The sequence below is a fragment of the Bibersteinia trehalosi genome (assembly GCF_004346205.1).
Taxonomy (GTDB): domain Bacteria; phylum Pseudomonadota; class Gammaproteobacteria; order Enterobacterales; family Pasteurellaceae; genus Bibersteinia; species Bibersteinia trehalosi.
Genome location: NZ_SMAM01000007.1, coordinates 40,814 through 58,655 on the forward strand (window position 1 = coordinate 40,814; position 17,842 = coordinate 58,655).

Annotated in this window: 15 protein-coding genes; 10 read left to right on the forward strand and 5 right to left on the reverse strand. The window is 40.6% G+C overall.

Going from position 1 to position 17,842, the window contains the following annotated elements:
* Positions 1-273: 273 nt before the first annotated feature.
* The 8 genes from prlC to EDC51_RS08200 all read left to right on the forward strand — a co-directional run bounded on the left by prlC (position 274) and on the right by EDC51_RS08200 (position 9,921).
* A complete protein-coding gene (prlC, locus tag EDC51_RS08165) occupies positions 274-2,304 on the forward strand; it encodes an oligopeptidase A (RefSeq protein WP_131928657.1) in 2,031 nt (676 codons plus the stop codon).
* 147 nt (positions 2,305-2,451) lie between these two features.
* Complete coding sequence (gene sucC, locus EDC51_RS08170) at positions 2,452-3,618, forward strand: ADP-forming succinate--CoA ligase subunit beta (RefSeq protein WP_064318209.1); 1,167 nt, start codon at positions 2,452-2,454, stop codon at positions 3,616-3,618.
* A gap of 1 nt (position 3,619) precedes the next feature.
* On the forward strand, positions 3,620-4,489 hold the full coding sequence (gene sucD, locus EDC51_RS08175; protein WP_131928658.1) for a succinate--CoA ligase subunit alpha: 870 nt from the start codon (positions 3,620-3,622) through the stop codon (positions 4,487-4,489).
* Between the two features lie 62 nt (positions 4,490-4,551).
* Positions 4,552-5,505 (forward strand): glycosyltransferase, encoded by a 954-nt coding sequence (locus EDC51_RS08180; RefSeq protein ID WP_131928659.1) that lies wholly within the window; start codon positions 4,552-4,554, stop codon positions 5,503-5,505.
* A 155-nt stretch (positions 5,506-5,660) separates the two neighbouring features.
* Complete coding sequence (gene pheA / locus EDC51_RS08185; protein WP_015432029.1) at positions 5,661-6,818, forward strand: prephenate dehydratase; 1,158 nt, start codon at positions 5,661-5,663, stop codon at positions 6,816-6,818.
* Between the two features lie 85 nt (positions 6,819-6,903).
* Positions 6,904-7,548, forward strand: a complete 645-nt coding sequence (locus EDC51_RS08190) for a pseudouridine synthase (protein ID WP_015432030.1) — start codon at positions 6,904-6,906, stop codon at positions 7,546-7,548.
* 78 nt (positions 7,549-7,626) lie between these two features.
* Positions 7,627-8,643: a UDP-glucose 4-epimerase GalE gene (gene galE / locus EDC51_RS08195; RefSeq protein WP_125134987.1), complete on the forward strand. Its 1,017-nt coding sequence runs from the start codon at positions 7,627-7,629 to the stop codon at positions 8,641-8,643.
* A 3-nt stretch (positions 8,644-8,646) separates the two neighbouring features.
* Entirely contained in the window at positions 8,647-9,921 is a 1,275-nt protein-coding gene (locus tag EDC51_RS08200) for an AmpG family muropeptide MFS transporter (RefSeq protein WP_015432032.1), read from the forward strand.
* 96 nt (positions 9,922-10,017) lie between these two features.
* Here the strand turns inward: EDC51_RS08200 and EDC51_RS08205 are convergent, their stop codons facing one another.
* From EDC51_RS08205 to EDC51_RS08220, 4 genes are all read right to left on the reverse strand, one after another.
* Positions 10,018-10,776: an iron ABC transporter ATP-binding protein gene (locus EDC51_RS08205; protein ID WP_015432033.1), complete on the reverse strand. Its 759-nt coding sequence runs from the start codon at positions 10,774-10,776 to the stop codon at positions 10,018-10,020.
* Positions 10,773-11,729: an iron chelate uptake ABC transporter family permease subunit gene (locus EDC51_RS08210; RefSeq protein WP_015432034.1), complete on the reverse strand. Its 957-nt coding sequence runs from the start codon at positions 11,727-11,729 to the stop codon at positions 10,773-10,775. The genes EDC51_RS08205 and EDC51_RS08210 overlap by 4 nt, the downstream gene beginning before the upstream one ends.
* The gene (locus EDC51_RS08215; RefSeq protein WP_131928660.1) at positions 11,719-12,675 is read right to left on the reverse strand and encodes an ABC transporter permease; all 957 of its coding nucleotides are present in this window, start codon (positions 12,673-12,675) and stop codon (positions 11,719-11,721) included. Before EDC51_RS08215 ends, EDC51_RS08210 begins: the two co-directional genes overlap by 11 nt.
* Before the next feature lie 155 nt (positions 12,676-12,830).
* Entirely contained in the window at positions 12,831-13,727 is an 897-nt protein-coding gene (locus EDC51_RS08220) for a siderophore ABC transporter substrate-binding protein (RefSeq protein ID WP_131928661.1), read from the reverse strand.
* A gap of 169 nt (positions 13,728-13,896) precedes the next feature.
* On the opposite strand from EDC51_RS08220, the gene EDC51_RS08225 reads away from it, so the two are divergent.
* Positions 13,897-16,017 carry a TonB-dependent receptor domain-containing protein gene (locus tag EDC51_RS08225; protein ID WP_064318201.1) on the forward strand — a complete coding sequence of 707 codons (2,121 nt, stop codon included), beginning with the start codon at positions 13,897-13,899 and terminating at the stop codon, positions 16,015-16,017.
* A gap of 112 nt (positions 16,018-16,129) precedes the next feature.
* Positions 16,130-16,774: an adenylate kinase gene (adk, locus tag EDC51_RS08230; RefSeq protein ID WP_131928662.1), complete on the forward strand. Its 645-nt coding sequence runs from the start codon at positions 16,130-16,132 to the stop codon at positions 16,772-16,774.
* A gap of 33 nt (positions 16,775-16,807) precedes the next feature.
* Here the strand turns inward: adk and EDC51_RS08235 are convergent, their stop codons facing one another.
* Complete coding sequence (locus EDC51_RS08235; protein WP_015432039.1) at positions 16,808-17,818, reverse strand: ABC transporter ATP-binding protein; 1,011 nt, start codon at positions 17,816-17,818, stop codon at positions 16,808-16,810.
* Positions 17,819-17,842: the final 24 nt, after the last annotated feature.

The following is a 17,842-nucleotide window of genomic DNA, read 5'->3' on the forward strand; positions in this document are numbered from 1 at the left end:
TTATTTTACTGGTAAAAATAATACGCTTTTGGAGTAAAAATCCCACTGATTTCGCTGATTGTTTTTTATTCTTTTGCGTTGGATCAAATTTGGAAAAAACTGTAACTAAGCGGTAAGAAAAACGAGATATTTTGCTAACCCAGTTGTTACAAATTATTAGCGTTTTGCAAAAAACTGGCTGAAAGTGACCGCTTGAAATTCTATTATTCCTCTTGAAATTTCCATAAAATCCCCCAAACTATTGCCCGTTTTTGTTTGAAAAAAGGAATAACAATGACTAATCCACTTTTACACGTAACTGGCTTACCCAAATTCTCTGAAATTAAGCCAGAGCATATTCAACCTGCCGTTGAGCAGTTAATTCAAGAAAATCGTGAAATCATTGAGCAAGTTGCCCAAATTGAAAACCCAACTTGGGAGAATTTTTATCTGCCGCAAGTAATGGCAGGGGATAAACTCTCCCGTGCGTGGTCGCCTGTAGGGCATTTGAACTCGGTGAAAAATTCCCCGGAGTTACGTGAAGCTTATCAAGCGTGTTTACCGTTGCTCTCTGAATTTGGCACTTGGGCAGGGCAACATCAAGGTTTATATCAAGGTTGGTTAAAACTCAAAAACAGCCCCGAGTTTGAAACTTATTCAATCGCTCAGAAAAAAGCGGTAGAAAATAGCTTGCGTGATTTTGAGCTTTCAGGCATTGGCTTGCCCGCAGAGAAACAACAACGCTATGGCGAAATTGTCGCTCGCTTATCTGAATTAAGCTCGCAATTTTCTAATAATGTACTTGATGCCACAATGGGCTGGGAAATCATTGTAGAAAATGCGGATGAATTAAAAGGCTTGCCAGAATCCGCCTTAGAAGCAGCAAAAGCGAGTGCTGAAAGCAAAGAAAAATCAGGCTATCGTTTTACCCTTGAATTTCCAAGTTATCTGCCAGTAATGACCTACTGCGAGAACCGTGAACTGCGTGAGAAAATGTATGCGGCATTTAATACTCGAGCGTCCGATCAGGGAGAAAATGCGGGTAAATGGGATAACTCAGCGAACATTGATGAAAAAATTAAACTGCGTTTAGAATTAGCAAATTTACTTGGCTTTGAAACTTATGCAGATTATTCCCTTGCCACTAAAATGGCGGAAAATCCACAACAAGTGGTAGAGTTCTTAGAAGATTTGGCAAAACGTTCAAAAGCACAAGGTGAAAAAGAGTTTGCTGAACTCAAAGCTTTTGCCGAAAAAGAATTTGGTGTGACTGAGCTAGCCCCTTGGGACATTGCGTTTTATAGCGAAAAACAAAAACAAGCGTTATATGCGATCAATGATGAAGAGCTTCGCCCTTATTTCCCTGAAAATCGTGTGTTAAGCGGTTTATTTGAGCTGATTAACCGCATTTTCGGTATGCGTGTGGAAGAGCAATTTGATGTGGACGTTTATCACCCTGATGTGCGTTTTTTCCATATTTTTGACGAAACCGACCGCTTGCGTGGTTCATTCTATTTAGATTTATACGCTCGTGAGCATAAGCGTGGCGGTGCGTGGATGGACGATTGTATCAACCAAAAACGCCTTGCTGATGGTTCATTGCAAAAACCCGTGGCGTATTTAACCTGCAACTTTAATAAACCGATTGGCGACAAACCTGCGTTATTTACCCACGATGAAGTAACGACCCTTTTCCACGAATTTGGACACGGCATTCACCATATGCTTACTGAAATTGATGTGGGCGATGTTGCCGGCATTAACGGTGTGCCTTGGGACGCAGTGGAATTACCAAGCCAATTCTTAGAAAACTGGTGCTGGGAAGAAGACGCATTAGCCTTTATTTCAGGGCATTATGAAACGGGCGAACCTTTGCCAAAAGAAAAGCTCACCCAATTACTAAAAGCGAAAAACTTCCAAGCGGCAATGTTTGTCCTTCGTCAGCTACAATTCGGCTTGTTTGATTTCCGCCTACATATGGCAAAACCAAGTGAGGGCATTGTACTTGCAACCTTAAACAAGGTGCGTGATGAAGTGGCGGTTTTCCCTACGCCAGAATGGGTTCGCACCCCACACAGTTTCAGCCATATTTTCGCTGGGGGCTATGCAGCAGGCTATTATAGCTATTTATGGGCTGAGGTACTTTCCGCTGACGCTTACTCTCGTTTTGAAGAAGAAGGGATCTTTAACCGTGAAGTGGGGCAATCTTTCCTTGATAACATTTTAACTCGTGGTGGTTCAGAAGAACCTATGGTCTTGTTTGAACGCTTCCGTGGACGTAAACCGACCTTAGATGCATTGTTAAGACATAAAGGTATTGCGTAAATTTAAAATAAAATCTTCCTAATATCTTTAGGAAGATTTTTTTATTTTTTGTGATCTGCTTAAAACTTCTGAAAATTGATTTAACATCTGATTAACAAATCGGATTATAATGCCAACGTTTTTTGATACAGCAACCAAGGGGATTGTATGAATCTACATGAGTATCAAGCAAAGCAAGTCTTTGCGCAATATCAACTCCCTGTGAGTAAGGGAATTGCTTGCTTTTCTGCCGATGAAATCGAAAAAGCAATTGAAACCTTAGGCGGTGAAGCATGGGTAGTCAAATGCCAAGTTCATGCGGGTGGACGTGGAAAAGCAGGGGGAGTTAAGCTGGTAAACAGCGTAACAGAAGCTCAAGCTTTTGCCGAGCAGTGGCTGGGGAAACATTTGGTGACATTTCAGACTACCGCAGAAGGTCAGCCTGTTAGTGCGATTTATGTAGAAGAGCCAAGTGATATTGAACGAGAGCTGTATTTGAGCGCGGTGATTGATCGTTCATCGCAGAAAATTGTATTTATGGCATCAAGTGCCGGTGGTATGAATATTGAGGATGTTGCAGCTAAAACGCCAGAACTGATTTTTAAAGCAACCCTAGATCCATTAGTCGGTGCAATGCCTTACCAAGGTAGAGAGCTTGCTTTTAAGCTTGGATTAAGTGGTGATCAAATTAAACAGTTTGTTCATCTTTTCACACAGCTTGGTAAGCTATTTGTAGAAAAAGATCTTGCACTTTTAGAGATTAATCCACTTGTGGTGACTAAAGCTGGTAATTTGCTTTGCTTAGATGCCAAAATGATTGTTGATGGTAATGCATTGTATCGTCAGCCAGAATTAGCGGCAATGAATGATCCAAGCCAAACTGATGCTCGCGAAGCGCTTGCAGAGAGTTTTCAGCTGAATTATGTTGCATTGGAAGGAAATATTGGTTGTATGGTCAATGGCGCAGGGCTAGCAATGGGAACAATGGATATTGTTAAATTGCATGGAGGGCAGCCTGCTAACTTCCTTGATGTAGGGGGAGGCGCAACTAAAGAGCGTGTTGCTGAGGCCTTTAAGATTATTCTTTCCGATAAAGCAGTCAAAGCGATTTTAGTGAATATTTTTGGTGGTATTGTGCGCTGCGATTTAATTGCCGAAGGCGTGATAGCTGCGGTAAATGAAGTAGGAGTGGAGGTGCCGGTCATTGTACGCTTAGAAGGTAATAATGCACCACTTGGACGAGAAATTTTAGCCCAAAGTGGTTTAAATATTATCGCAGCGGAAAGTTTAACGGATGCAGCCGTATTCGCAGTAAAAGCAGCGGAGGGCAAATAAAATGTCAATTTTAATTAATAAAGATACCAAAGTGATTTGCCAAGGTTTCACTGGCGGGCAAGGGACTTTCCATTCGGAACAAGCTCTCGCTTATGGCACGCAGTTAGTTGGTGGTATTTCACCGAATAAAGGCGGAACAACACATTTAGGACTTCCTGTATTTAACACCGTAAAAGAAGCCGTTGAAGCTACTGGCGCAACTGCAACAGTGATTTATGTTCCTGCCGCTGGATGTAAAGATGCTATCTTAGAAGCTATTGATGCTGGAATCCAATTAGTCGTCTGTATTACAGAAGGCATTCCTACGCTTGATATGCTGGAAGTAAAACAACGCTTGAATCAAACTGGTGTGCGTATGATTGGGCCAAATTGCCCAGGGATTATTACACCAGATGAGTGCAAAATCGGTATTATGCCTGGACATATTCATAAAAAAGGTAAAATAGGTATTGTGTCGCGTTCGGGGACATTAACCTATGAAGCGGTAAAACAGACGACGGATTATGGCTTTGGACAATCAACCTGTGTGGGTATTGGTGGAGATCCTATTCCGGGATCTAGCTTTATTGATATCCTGAAATTATTCCAAGATGATCCTGAAACCGAAGCAATAGTGATGATTGGTGAAATTGGTGGTTCTGCCGAAGAAGAAGCAGCTGCTTTTATTAAAGCTAATGTAACTAAACCCGTCGTGAGTTATATTGCAGGTGTCACTGCCCCAAAAGGTAAGCGAATGGGGCATGCAGGAGCGATTATCAGTGGTGGAAAAGGCACGGCAGCGGAAAAATTTGCTGCGCTTGAAGCTGCCGGTGTAACCACGGTGAGAAGCCTAGCAGATATTAGCGAAGCACTACAGAAAGTATTAAAATAATCCAAACTTTAACTTTTTCAGCCCTTAGTTTTAAGGGCTGATTTTTATCTTAAAGACTTAATATGCATCAACCTATCATTAGCCTGATTGTACCTGTTTACAATGTAGAGTGTTATCTTAACCGCTGCCTACTTTCCTTGAGTGGACTCAATCTTGAATATGAAATAATTATTGTCAACGATGGCTCAACTGATAGCAGCTTAGCTGTGGCGGAGGCCTTTCAACAACGTTTTTCAGATAAAATGGTGCGCATTGTTTCTCAAACAAACCAAGGGTTATCACAGGCAAGAAATCTTGGTTTATCGCTAGCTAAGGGGCAGTATGTTGCATTCATTGATAGTGATGACTTTGTTGATCCTGTTAATTTTTCGATGTTTATTCGGCAAGCTGTAGCGGATAGCTTAGATATTGCTATTGGCAAATTTACCTACTTTGGTACGGGTGAACAACAGGGCCAAGGCACAATGCATGAGGCTTTTTTTCAGCGTAATGTCGTTGCGGGGATTGAGGCATTCGATTTTTTACGCGTCGAGGTATGGATAAAAGTCTTCCGGCGCGCTTTTCTTATTGATAATGCTATCTCATTTATTCCTGGGCTACTCTTTGAAGATGAAGTATTTCATATTCATACGATGTTACTTGCCCAACGTATCAGATACTTCGATCTCCCTTTTTACTTTTATTTTCAACGCGAAAGTAGTATTACTAAATCAACAGCTAAAATTGTGCGTTATCAGCACTATTATCGTATTGCATTAGAAATTTTTGCACTAAGAGATTTAGTTGATAAACAGGCTACTAAATCGCTAGTTTGTCGCCGTGCTTGGCTGTATTTATTAGAATCATTGCCGCATATTTATCAGCACGATGTGCAAGAATTTGAGATAAAACGTCGCCAAGCAACAGAATTGCTGGTGGCATTATCCTCTATTGAGGAACTTTCTGCCGAAGATAAACGCATTATAGCGCTGCTTTTATCACAACAAGCACTGCACTTTACATCCCGAAAAGAATAAGGCTTGCCAAGAGTGTAAAAAGACGTTCTAATTATTCTACTCGGAGCATATTATGCTCTCATCCAAATAATGTTATAAATGAGGCAAGCGGTTAGATTGGTCAAATTTTTTTGCAAAAAAGATAAAATTTTTGACCGCTTGTTATAGGAAAAAAAATGTCTCTTGATTTATCCGAAATTCGCCAGCGTATCACAGATGTAGATCGTCATTTATTAAAACTCCTTTCAGAGCGTCATCGTCTCGCATTTGATGTTGTACGTAGTAAAGAAATTACCCAAAAGCCATTACGTGATGTAGAACGTGAAAAACAGTTATTACAAGAGTTAGTGAGTTTTGCCGAGTCTGAAAATTATCAGTTAGATGCCGATTACATTACGCAAATTTTCCAACGTATCATTGAAGATTCTGTGCGTACTCAGCAAAATTACCTGCAAGATAAACTGAATGCTCAAAGAGAACAGAGCATTGCGGTGGCTTTTTTAGGCGTGCGTGGTTCTTACTCTCATCTTGCTTCTCGTCAATTTGCCAAACATTATCCAAATCCGTTGATTGAGTTAAATTGTGATTCTTTTGATGCGGTATTTGAAAAAGTCATGCGTGGTGAAGCCGATTATGGTGTGTTGCCATTGGAAAATACAACGTCAGGTTCAATTAATGAAGTATATGATTTGTTACAACATACCGAACTTGCTATTGTCGGCGAATTAGCGTACCCGATTAAACACTGCTTACTGGCAGCAGAACCAGTCGAATTAAGTCAAATTGATACGATTTATACGCATCCACAGCCTGCACAGCAATGTAGTCAATTCTTGCAAGGTTTGGATAAAGTCCATATCAAATACTGTGAAAGTAGTTCCCACGCTTTGCAGATGGTGGCACGTTTAAATAAACCGAATTGCGCGGCGATTGGTAATGAAGATGGTGGTAAGCTCTACGGCTTAGAGATGATCGAAACAGCGATTGCCAACCAAAAAAATAATATCACTCGTTTTATTGTTGTGGCTCGAGAGCCGGTAAAAGTTTCACCACAAGTGCAAACGAAAACGCTTTTAATGATGACAACAACCCAACAGGCAGGGGCATTAGTTGATGCGCTATTGGTATTTAAACAACATGATATTCGCATGGTAAAACTGGAGTCTCGTCCGATTTATAACAAACCTTGGGAAGAGATGTTCTATGTCGAATTAGAAGCAAATATTCATGCTGAAAATACCCAAAAAGCGTTACAAGAACTGGAACAGGTCACCAGTTTCTTAAAAGTGCTAGGCTGTTATCCCAGTGAAATTATTGAACCCGTGAAGTTATAAGTGTTGACTCCAGTGCAGAACGCAATGCTTGCATCTGAGGGCGTATGTCGTACGCCCTATCGTTTTTTTCTATTCTATTTTTAAAATGACATTCTCATTTCGCCCTAAACTAACATATTCTCGTCCGAAAAAGCCTAAACTTTCTTTCGAGCAAACCATTCTTGTTCTATTCAATAAACCTTACGATGTGCTTACGCAGTTCAGTGATGATCAAAATCGTCAAACGTTAAAAGCGTTTATCAGTATTCCTCATATCTACCCCGTTGGGCGATTAGATCGAGATAGTGAAGGGTTATTGCTTTTAACCAATAACGGTGAAATTCAGCATCGCCTAGCCAACCCTAAATTTGAGAAAGAAAAAACTTACTGGGTACAGGTGGAAGGAATTCCTACAGAAGTCGATCTAGATAAATTACGTAGAGGGGTTGAACTAAAAGATGGGCTGACTAAGCCGGCTAAAGTGCGTCAAATTGAGGCTCCGGCATTTAGTTGGGCAAGTGCACCAAAAATTCGAGAACGTAAAACGATTCCTACTAGCTGGCTCGAGCTGAAAATAAGTGAAGGTAAAAATCGCCAAGTGCGGCGAATGACTGCACATATTGGTTTTCCGACACTGCGTTTAATCCGAGTTGGTATCGGTAAATTTAAACTGGGAAATTTGGATGCGGGACAGTATCGGATACTAACTGAGAGGGAAAAATCACAATTATTTAAGCAACTTGGTTTATAAACAAGCGGTCAATTTCTGCGGATTTTTTACCAAGAACAGGGTAAACTATAGCTATCTTTTAACTGAGAGGAAAATCAAATGGCAGTATTAGTGACAGGTGGGGCAGGTTATATCGGCTCACATACCGTTGTAGAATTATTAAAACAGAACCGTGAGATTGTGGTGTTGGATAATCTGTGTAATTCTTCAAAAGAATCACTTAATCGTGTTAAACAAATCACAGGTAAAAGTGTGAAATTTTATCAAGGCGATATTTTAGATCGTGAAATTTTGCGTCAAATTTTTGCGGAAAATCCGATTGAATCGGTTATTCATTTTGCGGGTTTAAAAGCGGTGGGTGAAAGTGTCGCAAAACCGCTTTGGTATTATCAAAATAATGTGACAGGCTCTATTACGCTGGTTGAAGAGATGTTAAATGCAGGGGTGAATACCATTGTATTTAGTTCGTCAGCAACCGTATATGGCGATCCGCAAGAGATTCCAATCACCGAAAATTGCCCAGTGGGTGGCACAACCAACCCTTACGGCACATCAAAATATATGGTGGAACGCATTTTAGAAGATACCACCAAAGCTTTTCCGCAATTTAGTGCAGTGATACTGCGTTATTTTAATCCAGTTGGCGCACACGAGAGCGGTTTAATTGGTGAAGATCCGAATGGGATTCCAAATAATTTAATGCCGTTTATTAGCCAAGTAGCAGTAGGTAAACGCTCAGAATTATCAGTATTTGGTAGTGACTACGACACCCATGATGGCACAGGCGTACGTGATTATATTCACGTCGTGGATTTAGCCATTGGGCATTTGAAGGCCTTAGAAAAACATCAAAATGATGCCGGTTTTCATGTTTACAATCTTGGCACTGGGATGGGGTATTCCGTATTGGATATGGTCAAAGCTTTTGAACAAGCCAATGGTATTCAAGTGCCGTATAAATTAGTGGAACGTCGTCCAGGTGATATTGCTACTTGCTATTCTAATCCACAAAAAGCGTTGGAACAGCTCGGTTGGAAAACTGAACGTGGTTTAGAGCAAATGATGAAAGAGACATGGAACTGGCAAAAAAATAATCCAAATGGTTATCAGGGGTAGACTATGGAACAAGTGAAGCCCTCGCTTTGGCAACAGATTTTTAGCCGTAATATGATGCTTTGTATTTTTACGGGCTTCACTTCTGGTTTGCCACTTTATGTACTATTTCAGCTTGTGCCTGCATGGTTGCGTTCAAGTGAGGTAGATTTAAAAACCATCGGCTTTATGACTTTAGTCGGTTTTCCTTATGGTTGGAAATTTATTGTTGCCCCTTTGCTTGACCGCTATTATCCCAATGTTCTAGGTCGTCGTCGTAGCTGGATGTTTATGACTCAAATTGTGCTACTAGGTTTGCTGGCACTGCTTGGACAATTTAATCCAGTATTAGATATTAAAATGATTGCCGCAATAGCGACCGCGGTGGCAGTTGTTTCGGCAGTGCAGGATATTGCGGTGGACGCTTATCGCCGTGAGATTTTAAGCGATGCGGAACTTGGCTTAGGTAACTCCATTCACGTGAATGCCTATCGTATTGCAGGATTAGTGCCAGGGGGATTATCGCTTATTCTTGCCGATAGTTTGCCGTGGGATAGCGTATTTTTGATTACAGCTTTATTTATGCTACCGGGCTTGGTGATGTCGCTCTTTTTAAGTACAGAGCCCAACGTGCCAGAAATTGATCGTTCACAACCCTTTTATCGCACTTTTACTTTACCGTTTAAAGAGTTTTTTGAACGTAAAGGTATTGCTAGTGGCGTGGGGCTGATTCTATTTATCTTTCTGTATAAATTTGGCGATTCGCTTGCTACCTCGTTACAGACCGCTTTCATTTTAGATATGGGATTTACGATGACCCATATTGGGACAGTGGTAAAAATTAACTCATTATGGGCTTCAATTATTTCAGGTATGATTGGAGGAGTAATGATGATTAAATTAGGTATAAATCGCTCACTCTGGCTGTTTGGTGCGGTTCAACTTGGTACGATTCTCTGTTTTGCGTGGATGGCAAGCTACGGTAAATTTGAAACCATCGGCGCCTATGAACACTTTATGCTGAGTGTCGTGATTATTGCGGAATATATTGGCGTCGGTCTAGGAACAGCAGCATTTGTTGCTTTTATGGCAAAGGAAACAAACCCGCTTTACACGGCAACACAGCTTGCTATTTTTACCAGCCTTGCGGCAATTCCAAGTAAAGTCTTTGGCGCATTTTCAGGTGTATTGGTGGAAAACTACGGCTATTACATGTTTTTCTGGATCTGCTTTTTTGTCGGCATTCCAGGAATGCTCATGTTATGCAAAGTTGCCCCTTGGAATGAGAAGCTTACTAACTAAGTAAGTAGCCTGATTTATCATTGGGCTGGCTTCAATGAGTTTGCAGCCAGCCCTATAAATATGAGGAATATAGGGCGGTTGATTTTTTCCTTTAGGCTAAATATGATGTATTACAAGCGGTGTGGCTTGGTGCTCTAGTACTTCTGCCTCCAAATTGAAGATCTCTTTCAGCATTTTGGGCGTAATAATTTCCCCTGCGCAGCCGACTTTTATAATCTCACCATTTTTCATTGCCACAATAGTATCCGCATAGGCAGCTGCCATATTGATATCATGCACAACCATCACAGTTGTGAGGTGCAATTCATCTGTTAATTTACGCAGTAAACGCATTAATTCACGAGCATGAAACATATCTAAATTATTGAGCGGCTCATCAAGCAAGATATGCTGAGTTTGTTGGCAAAAAGTCATGGCGATTAGGGCCCGTTGGCGTTGCCCTCCAGAAAGCTCACTTAAAAAACGATCAGCAAACGTACTTAATTCGAAACGTTCTAACGCTTGTTTTACTATGGCTTTATCTTCATCACATATTCTGCCTTGGTGGTGAGGATAGCGTCCAAACATCAATAAATCTTGTACCGTGATGCGGCTATGAATATGGTTATCTTGGGTCAAAATTGCGAGATTCTTCGCGATAGTACGCGAAGGCGTTTGACTAATATTAAATTCATCAAGCCAGATTTGTCCTTGTTGCAAGGGTTGCAAGCGTGCCATTAAGGAAAGTAAGGTTGATTTTCCTGCACCATTTGCCCCAATTAATGCGGTAATCCCGCCATTTTCGATATTTAAATTAATATTATTTAAAATCGTTGTCTGTCCAATTTTATGGCAGACATTCTGAATTTTGATCATCGAGATGCCTTCCGTTTTCGTAAAATTAAATAGATAAAGACTAAGCCACCAAGAAATTCAATGACGACACTTAATACACCCTGCATTTTAAGCATTTGTTCAAAGATAGTTTGCCCAAGGACAAGCGTTATCACTGAAATTGCAATAGTCATAGGAATGCGAATACTATGCTGCACCTTCGGGCTAATAGCGTTTACGATAGCACAGACTAACAAGCCGAGGAATAAAATTGGGCCGACTAACGCGGTTGAAATAGAGACTAATACTGCGCAGCAAATAAGTAATTGGCGACTAAAACGAGTGTAATCTAAGCCGAGTCCAATCGCGTATTCTTTACCGAGTAGTAGAACATCCAATTTATGCCGTTGTTGCCAAATCCAGATAAGCGTTAGCAATAGAATGGATGAGCCAATCCAAAGTAAATCAGGTTTAACACTATTAAAATCAGCAAAGGAGGAACCTTGAGCAATGGCAAATTCATTTGGATCGATAAGGCGCTGTAGTAAGTTATTTAAATTGCGGAATAAAACACCAAAGATAACGCCAACTAAAATCATACGGGCAATATCTTGGCTATTTTTATTTAACAAGCTAAAGAGCAATAATGAGCCACCTAACATCATTAAACTCTCAAATAGAAATTTATAGTTCGCATCTAGTTGAGTAAAACCTAAGCCACCAACGAAAAAGACGAGTGTGGTTTGGGTAAGCAGATAGAGATGATCAAAGCCCAAAATACTTGGTGTTAAAATCGGATTGTGTGTTAGCGTTTGAAACAGTAATGTAGAAACGCCAATAGCATAGCCGATAATAATCAACATGATTAATTTTTTGCCACGAAATGGTAGCACGAAATCCCAGTTACCGTTCGCATTGTAAGTGAGAAATAAAGCTAGCGAAGCGAAAAGCAGCAGGCAGAGTAATGAAAAAAGAGTTTTAATATTAGCTTGCACGGCGTTTCCCCTTAAACAATAAATATAGGAAAATTACTGTACCGAGAATACCGAATACGGTTGAAATTGGGATTTCATACGGCATGTTAATCACCCGTCCTAAAATATCGCAAAAGAGGACTAAATTTGCGCCTAGTAATACGACAGAGGGGAGATTTTGGCGTAAACGATCGCCGGCTAAACGTGAAATAATATTCGGCACAACTAAGCCGATAAAAGGAATTTGCCCTACCGTAACGACAACAACGGCAGTAATCATCGCGACAATAATGAGTGCAAGCCAAGTCATTTGGCGGTAATTAATACCTAAGCTAGTGCAAAGATTTTGCCCAAGCCCCGCAATGCTGAGTTGATCAGCAAGAAAATAGACAACTAAAGCTAAAATGGCCGTGAGCCATAATAGCTCATAACGCCCTGCTAAAACGCCAGAAAAATCACCAGAGGTCCAGATACTCATCATTTGCATACTATCGGTTTCATAAGCAATAAAAGTTCCAATAGCTTCAATAATATTGCCAAAGACAATGCCAACTAATGGGACAAGTAACTGCTGCTGTGGTGGTAAGCGTTGTAACAACAGAGAAAAAATACCAATACCGATTAAGGCACTCAGCGCCGCCAACGACATTTTGATGATTAATGCCGAAGTGGGAAACAGCAGACTGGCTGCTAAGATTCCTATTCCTGCACTTTGTGTGGCTCCAATCATGTTGGGTTCAATGAAACGGTTTTTCAACACAATCTGAAGCACCATGCCCGCCACGGCTAAGGTTGCGCCAACTAGCAAGACAGCAAGTGTTCGTGGTAGGCGACTAATGAGCAGGAGTTGTAATTGTTCTGGGGCGCTGAACAGTTGCGACCAATGAAAATCCGCCACACCAATAGTGAGGCTAAATGGGATAAGAATAATCAGAATAAGTAGGTTTATTCGGTTTAAGGTAAGCATAATGGTATTATTTTTCTCATCCTGAGAGCTTGCTAAAGCGAACAAGCATATGCCGTTTATTTACTTCGCTTATTATTTCCCTAGTGTTGGGAAGAAAATACCAAGCGGTTGATTTTGCAAAAAATTCTGCAAAATCAACCGCTTGTTAATGACGATTATTTTTTCTCAAATGCTTGTTTGATGTTAGTTAAGTCGGTTTTGATCTGCTCAACACCACCTGGAGCGAGGTAAGAGGCAGAGCTTAGGTAGATCACATGACCATTTTTCCACGCATTTGTTTGGCGTACAAGTTCATTATCAAGTACTTGTTGTGCGGTTTGACCTTCTTGACCGATAGCCGCAATACGATCGAGTACAAATAACCAATCTGGGTTAAGTTTTTGGATAAATTCAAAGCTTACTGGCTGACCATGTCCTTGTGCTTTTAAGTTCGGATCTGCCATTGGTACACCAAGATCGTTATGAATCCAGCTTAAGCGATAGCCTGAACCGAATGCGGCAATTTTGCCACCATTTACTAAGATGATTAGGCCATTGCCCTTATCTTTAACGGCGGCTTTCGTTTCGTTAAACAGGGATTCAATTTCAGCTTTTAATTTTTCAGCTTCAGCCTCTTTATCAAAAAGTTTACCGAAACTATCGATACGAGTTAAGCCACTTTCAATTAACTTATCACCGTTGTCGGTCATATCAATCGTTTTCGCAATGGCGCTGACATCATCAAATTTTTTTGCAGTGCGAGTACCAACAATAATGAGATCTGGTTTTAATTCATTTAATGCCTCTAAATTTGGCTCAAAAACCGTGCCAACATTTTTAGCTTGTTCAATAGAGGGTTTGACATAAGGTAACACTTTGCTTACCTCTGCCACGCCATCCATTTTGACTCCTAACGCGTGTAATGTATCAATACTGCCGGTATCAAAAACGGCGATTTTGCTAGGTGTAGAAAGCGCGACTTCACCACGTGCAGTTGGGATCGTGACATCTTTAGCAAACGCAGAAAGTGCGAATACTGAGAGAGAAAGAGCAACTAAGGTTTTTTTTAACATAATAAAGGTCCTTATTAAATGAAAAAACTTCTCAATTCTAAGCATATTTTGATTTTTGTAAATAGAAATTAAAAACATTACAATTTTTTTACAAGTGATATTGATTTTTATTAAATGATTGCTAGAATGCCAAAAGTTACAAATTTTTACACTTACATAAGGAACTTTTATGCGATTCGTTAAAACACAACTGGCTGCGGCTGTTTTTGTTGCTGTTTCTTCTCTTGCCTATGCAGAAGAAGTGGCTCATCTTGGTGTTGTTTCTGTAGTTGCTGAAAACGCAGGGGCAAAAAGCAGAACAAATGTCGTGACATTGCAAGATTTAAATAAAGGAACGAAAGAAGATTTGCGAGGCGTGTTAAGCGCAGAACCCGCAATCAACTTTGGTGGTGGTACAGGTGGCACATCTCAATGGACGACTATCCGCGGGATGGGGCAAGACCAAATTGATATCAAAGTTGATAACACATATAGCGATACACAGCTTTTCCATCACCAAAGCCGTTTTATGTTAGATCCGAGCCTAATCAAACGTATTGATGTGCGTAAAGGTGCAGGCTCTGCGAGTGCAGGTATTGGTGCAACAAGTGGCTCAATTGAGGCAACAACCGTTGATGCACAAGATTTATTACGCGAAGGGCAGGAATTTGGCTTTAAATTAAATGCAGGCGTAAGCAGTAATAAAGGTCATTCACAAGGAGCTAGCGTTTACGGAAAATCTGGAGCATTTGATGCACTTTTAAGTGGTAACTGGGAAACCGCCGAAAATTATAAAGGCGGTAAAGGCTACACGAATAAAGAGGGCAGCGATACAGTTAAAAATAGTGCGTTAGGCCAGCGTGGTTTATTAGCAAAATTAGGTTTTGATATTAATGAAAATAACCGTTTAGTGTTAAGCCATCGCCAAGAACGTTATCATGGTGAACGTGCATTACGTGAAGAGTTTGATTTTTCACAAGATTGGGCAACTGCTGAAACGCTAACAAAAGAGAAAGAAAAACAAGGTTATACCTTAGGTGCACGAGCAGGTGTTGGTCGCAGTGGTAAGCCGACTTATTACTTATTAGATAAGAATGGGGCTACGGTTGCTAATGATGAAAATAACCAACCGCGTTATCGTATTACTACGCAAAATACCACGAATCTTGAATGGATTAGCAAAAACTTAGGTTTTATCACAGAATTAAAGGCAAATGCTTATGTGATGGAGAAATCTCGTGAAGAAACAGATAGCCATTCTAAAACTAAAGTGACGACTAAAGGTGCAAATATTAACTTTGATTCTGAAATTGGTAGCAATCATTTAGTGAAATATGGGGTAAATTACCGCCATCAAGAAGGGAAACCAAATTCGATCGAAGCTTTTGCGAAAAATCGTAGAACTGGTGCGCTTGAAGCGACAGGGGTAACGAATCGTCAAGAAAAAGAAGATATCGGTGTTTATGCAGAAGGTATCTGGGGATTCGGGCCTGTCACAATGACAACAGGTTTACGCTATGATCATTTCGATTTTAAAGCGAATAACGGCAAAAAAGCGAGTGATGGTGAATTTAATCCAAGTGTAGGTTTAATTTGGGAGGTGGCAACAGGATTTAGCTTAAATACCAATTTAAACTATGCAACACGTAGTCCTCGTTTGTATGAAGTGGCATTAAGTGGTTCTGGTGTGCGTAGCGTAGCGGATAACTTAAAAGCAGAAAAAGCGCGTAACACAGAAATTGGTTTCAACTATGATTACAATGACCAAATTTCATTAAATGGTAGCTACTTCTGGCAAAAAGTGAAAGATGCTCACGCTGTATTGAATAATACCATCGTGAATTCTGCATTAGTACGTAACCACGGCTATGAATTAGGTGCAGCCTATAAACAAGGCGGTTTCAAATTCCGTTTAGGCGTGGCAGATAGCAAACCAGAAACTTACACCTTCAATGGTGCAAGTTTAGATAGCACGGTATATGCAGTGGCAACCGGTCGTACATGGACTGCTGCAATTTCTTATAAATTTGAACAACCAAGTCTTGAAATTGGTTGGAAAGGTCGCTTTGTGGAAGGTGAAACAGGCACACCTAGCCGTGGTTCAAATGCAGCTAGCACCAATGTTAAACAAGCAGGTTATGGCGTGAATGATTTCTACGCAAGCTGGGAAGCAAATAAAAACTTAACGCTTAACTTTGCTGTGAATAATGCATTCAATAAAAATTATAAGAGCCATAGCCAACGTGCTGGCGCAAGTAGTTTAGCGGGTGCAGGTCGTGATTTCCGTCTAAAAGCGGACTACACTTTCTAAGAATTTGAGTAAACGCATAACAAGCGGTCAAAATCTTGAAAAAATTTGCAATTTGGGGCGGTAATCGGTAAGGTTACCGCCTATTTCTTTGTTTCACTGTTATAGAGGTTCTATGAAAATTATTTTGTTAGGTGCACCTGGTGCAGGTAAAGGCACGCAAGCACAATTTATGATGCAAAAATTTGGCATTCCACAAATTTCTACGGGGGATATGTTCCGTGCAGCAATTAAAGAAGGCACAGAACTAGGTAAACAAGCAAAAGCACTTATGGACGAAGGCAAATTGGTGCCAGATGAACTGACAGTTGCATTAGTAAAAGATCGTATTGCTCAGCCAGATTGTGCCAACGGTTTCTTATTAGACGGCTTCCCTCGCACTATTCCGCAAGCGGATGCATTAAAAGAAGCTGGTGTGAAAATTGATTTTGTTTTAGAGTTTGATGTTGCAGATGAGGTGATTGTGGAACGTATGAGCGGACGTCGTGTGCATCAGCCATCAGGTCGTACTTACCACGTGGTGTATAACCCACCAAAAGTAGAAGGTAAAGATGATGTGACGGGCGAAGATTTAATTATTCGCCAAGACGACAAACCAGAAACAGTATTAGAGCGTTTGGCAATTTATCACAAACAGACTAAACCATTAATTGCCTACTATAGCGCAGAGGCTGAAGCGGGCAATACTGTTTATCATCGCTTAGATGGCACACTGCCTGTTGAACAAGTGAGCGCAGAGCTCGCCAAGATTTTAGGCTAATCTACACAGAGGCAGAGAGGATTCTCTGCCTTTTTAATATAGAATAAATTCTCGGATTTTAAAGCTAATTTCAACTCGCTGTGCGAGATTAAATTCTTGGTTTTGATAAACGGTCAATTCTACTTCATTGACTTTCACCTGATAACGATAATATAAACCTAAAAACAATTTACTGCAGATCTCTCCAACGCCCTGTTCGCTGCTTTTGAGGTGCAATTGTTCTGGGCGAAGCAACCATTGATAATGCCCTTTGGTAATTTGCATTTCAGGGAAAAGACGATATTCACCGATAGGGCTGTGTAGTATTTTCTTATCACTGACAAAGCATGCCAAATAGTTTGTACCACCAAGGAAATCCGCCACAAATGAATTGATAGGAGTATGGTAAAGCTCGCTTGCCGTACCAAACTGCACAATTTTACCTTGAGCCATTACCGCAATTTTATCAGCAAAAGCAAAGGCCTCTTCTTTACTGTGGGTAACAAAAATCGCAGGGACATTTTGGCTTTTGAGAATTTGCTTAATCTCTTGAATCATAGCATAGCGAGTTTGGCTATCAATGTTAGAGAAAGGCTCATCAAGCAATAACAATTCGGGGTTACAGGCTAATGCTCTTGCTATTGCAACACGTTGCTGCTGACCGCCTGATAATTCGTGGGGGAAACGCTGTTCAAAGCCTTGTAATTTTACGACTGATAGCATTTGCACGGTGATTTGTTGTTGTTCTGAACGGGGTAATTTACTTAATCCAAATTGAATGTTCTCGGCAACAGTTAAATGTGGAAACAGCGCATAATCTTGGAAAATCAGCCCGATTTTACGATCTTCCACTGCTTTGCTTTTTAAGCAACAGCCGGCAAGCTGAATTTCACCTTGCTCGATCGGCAACAAGCCTGCAATGGCTTTCAGTAAGGTTGTTTTTCCACAGCCACTTGCACCAAGTAGGCAGATGATTTCATTTTCATTCACGTTTAGATACAACTCTTTAAGCACATTCGTTGAGCCAAAGCTGAGATTAAGGTTTTGAATGGTTAATACAGACATATTTTCCTCATCGTGTACAACTTG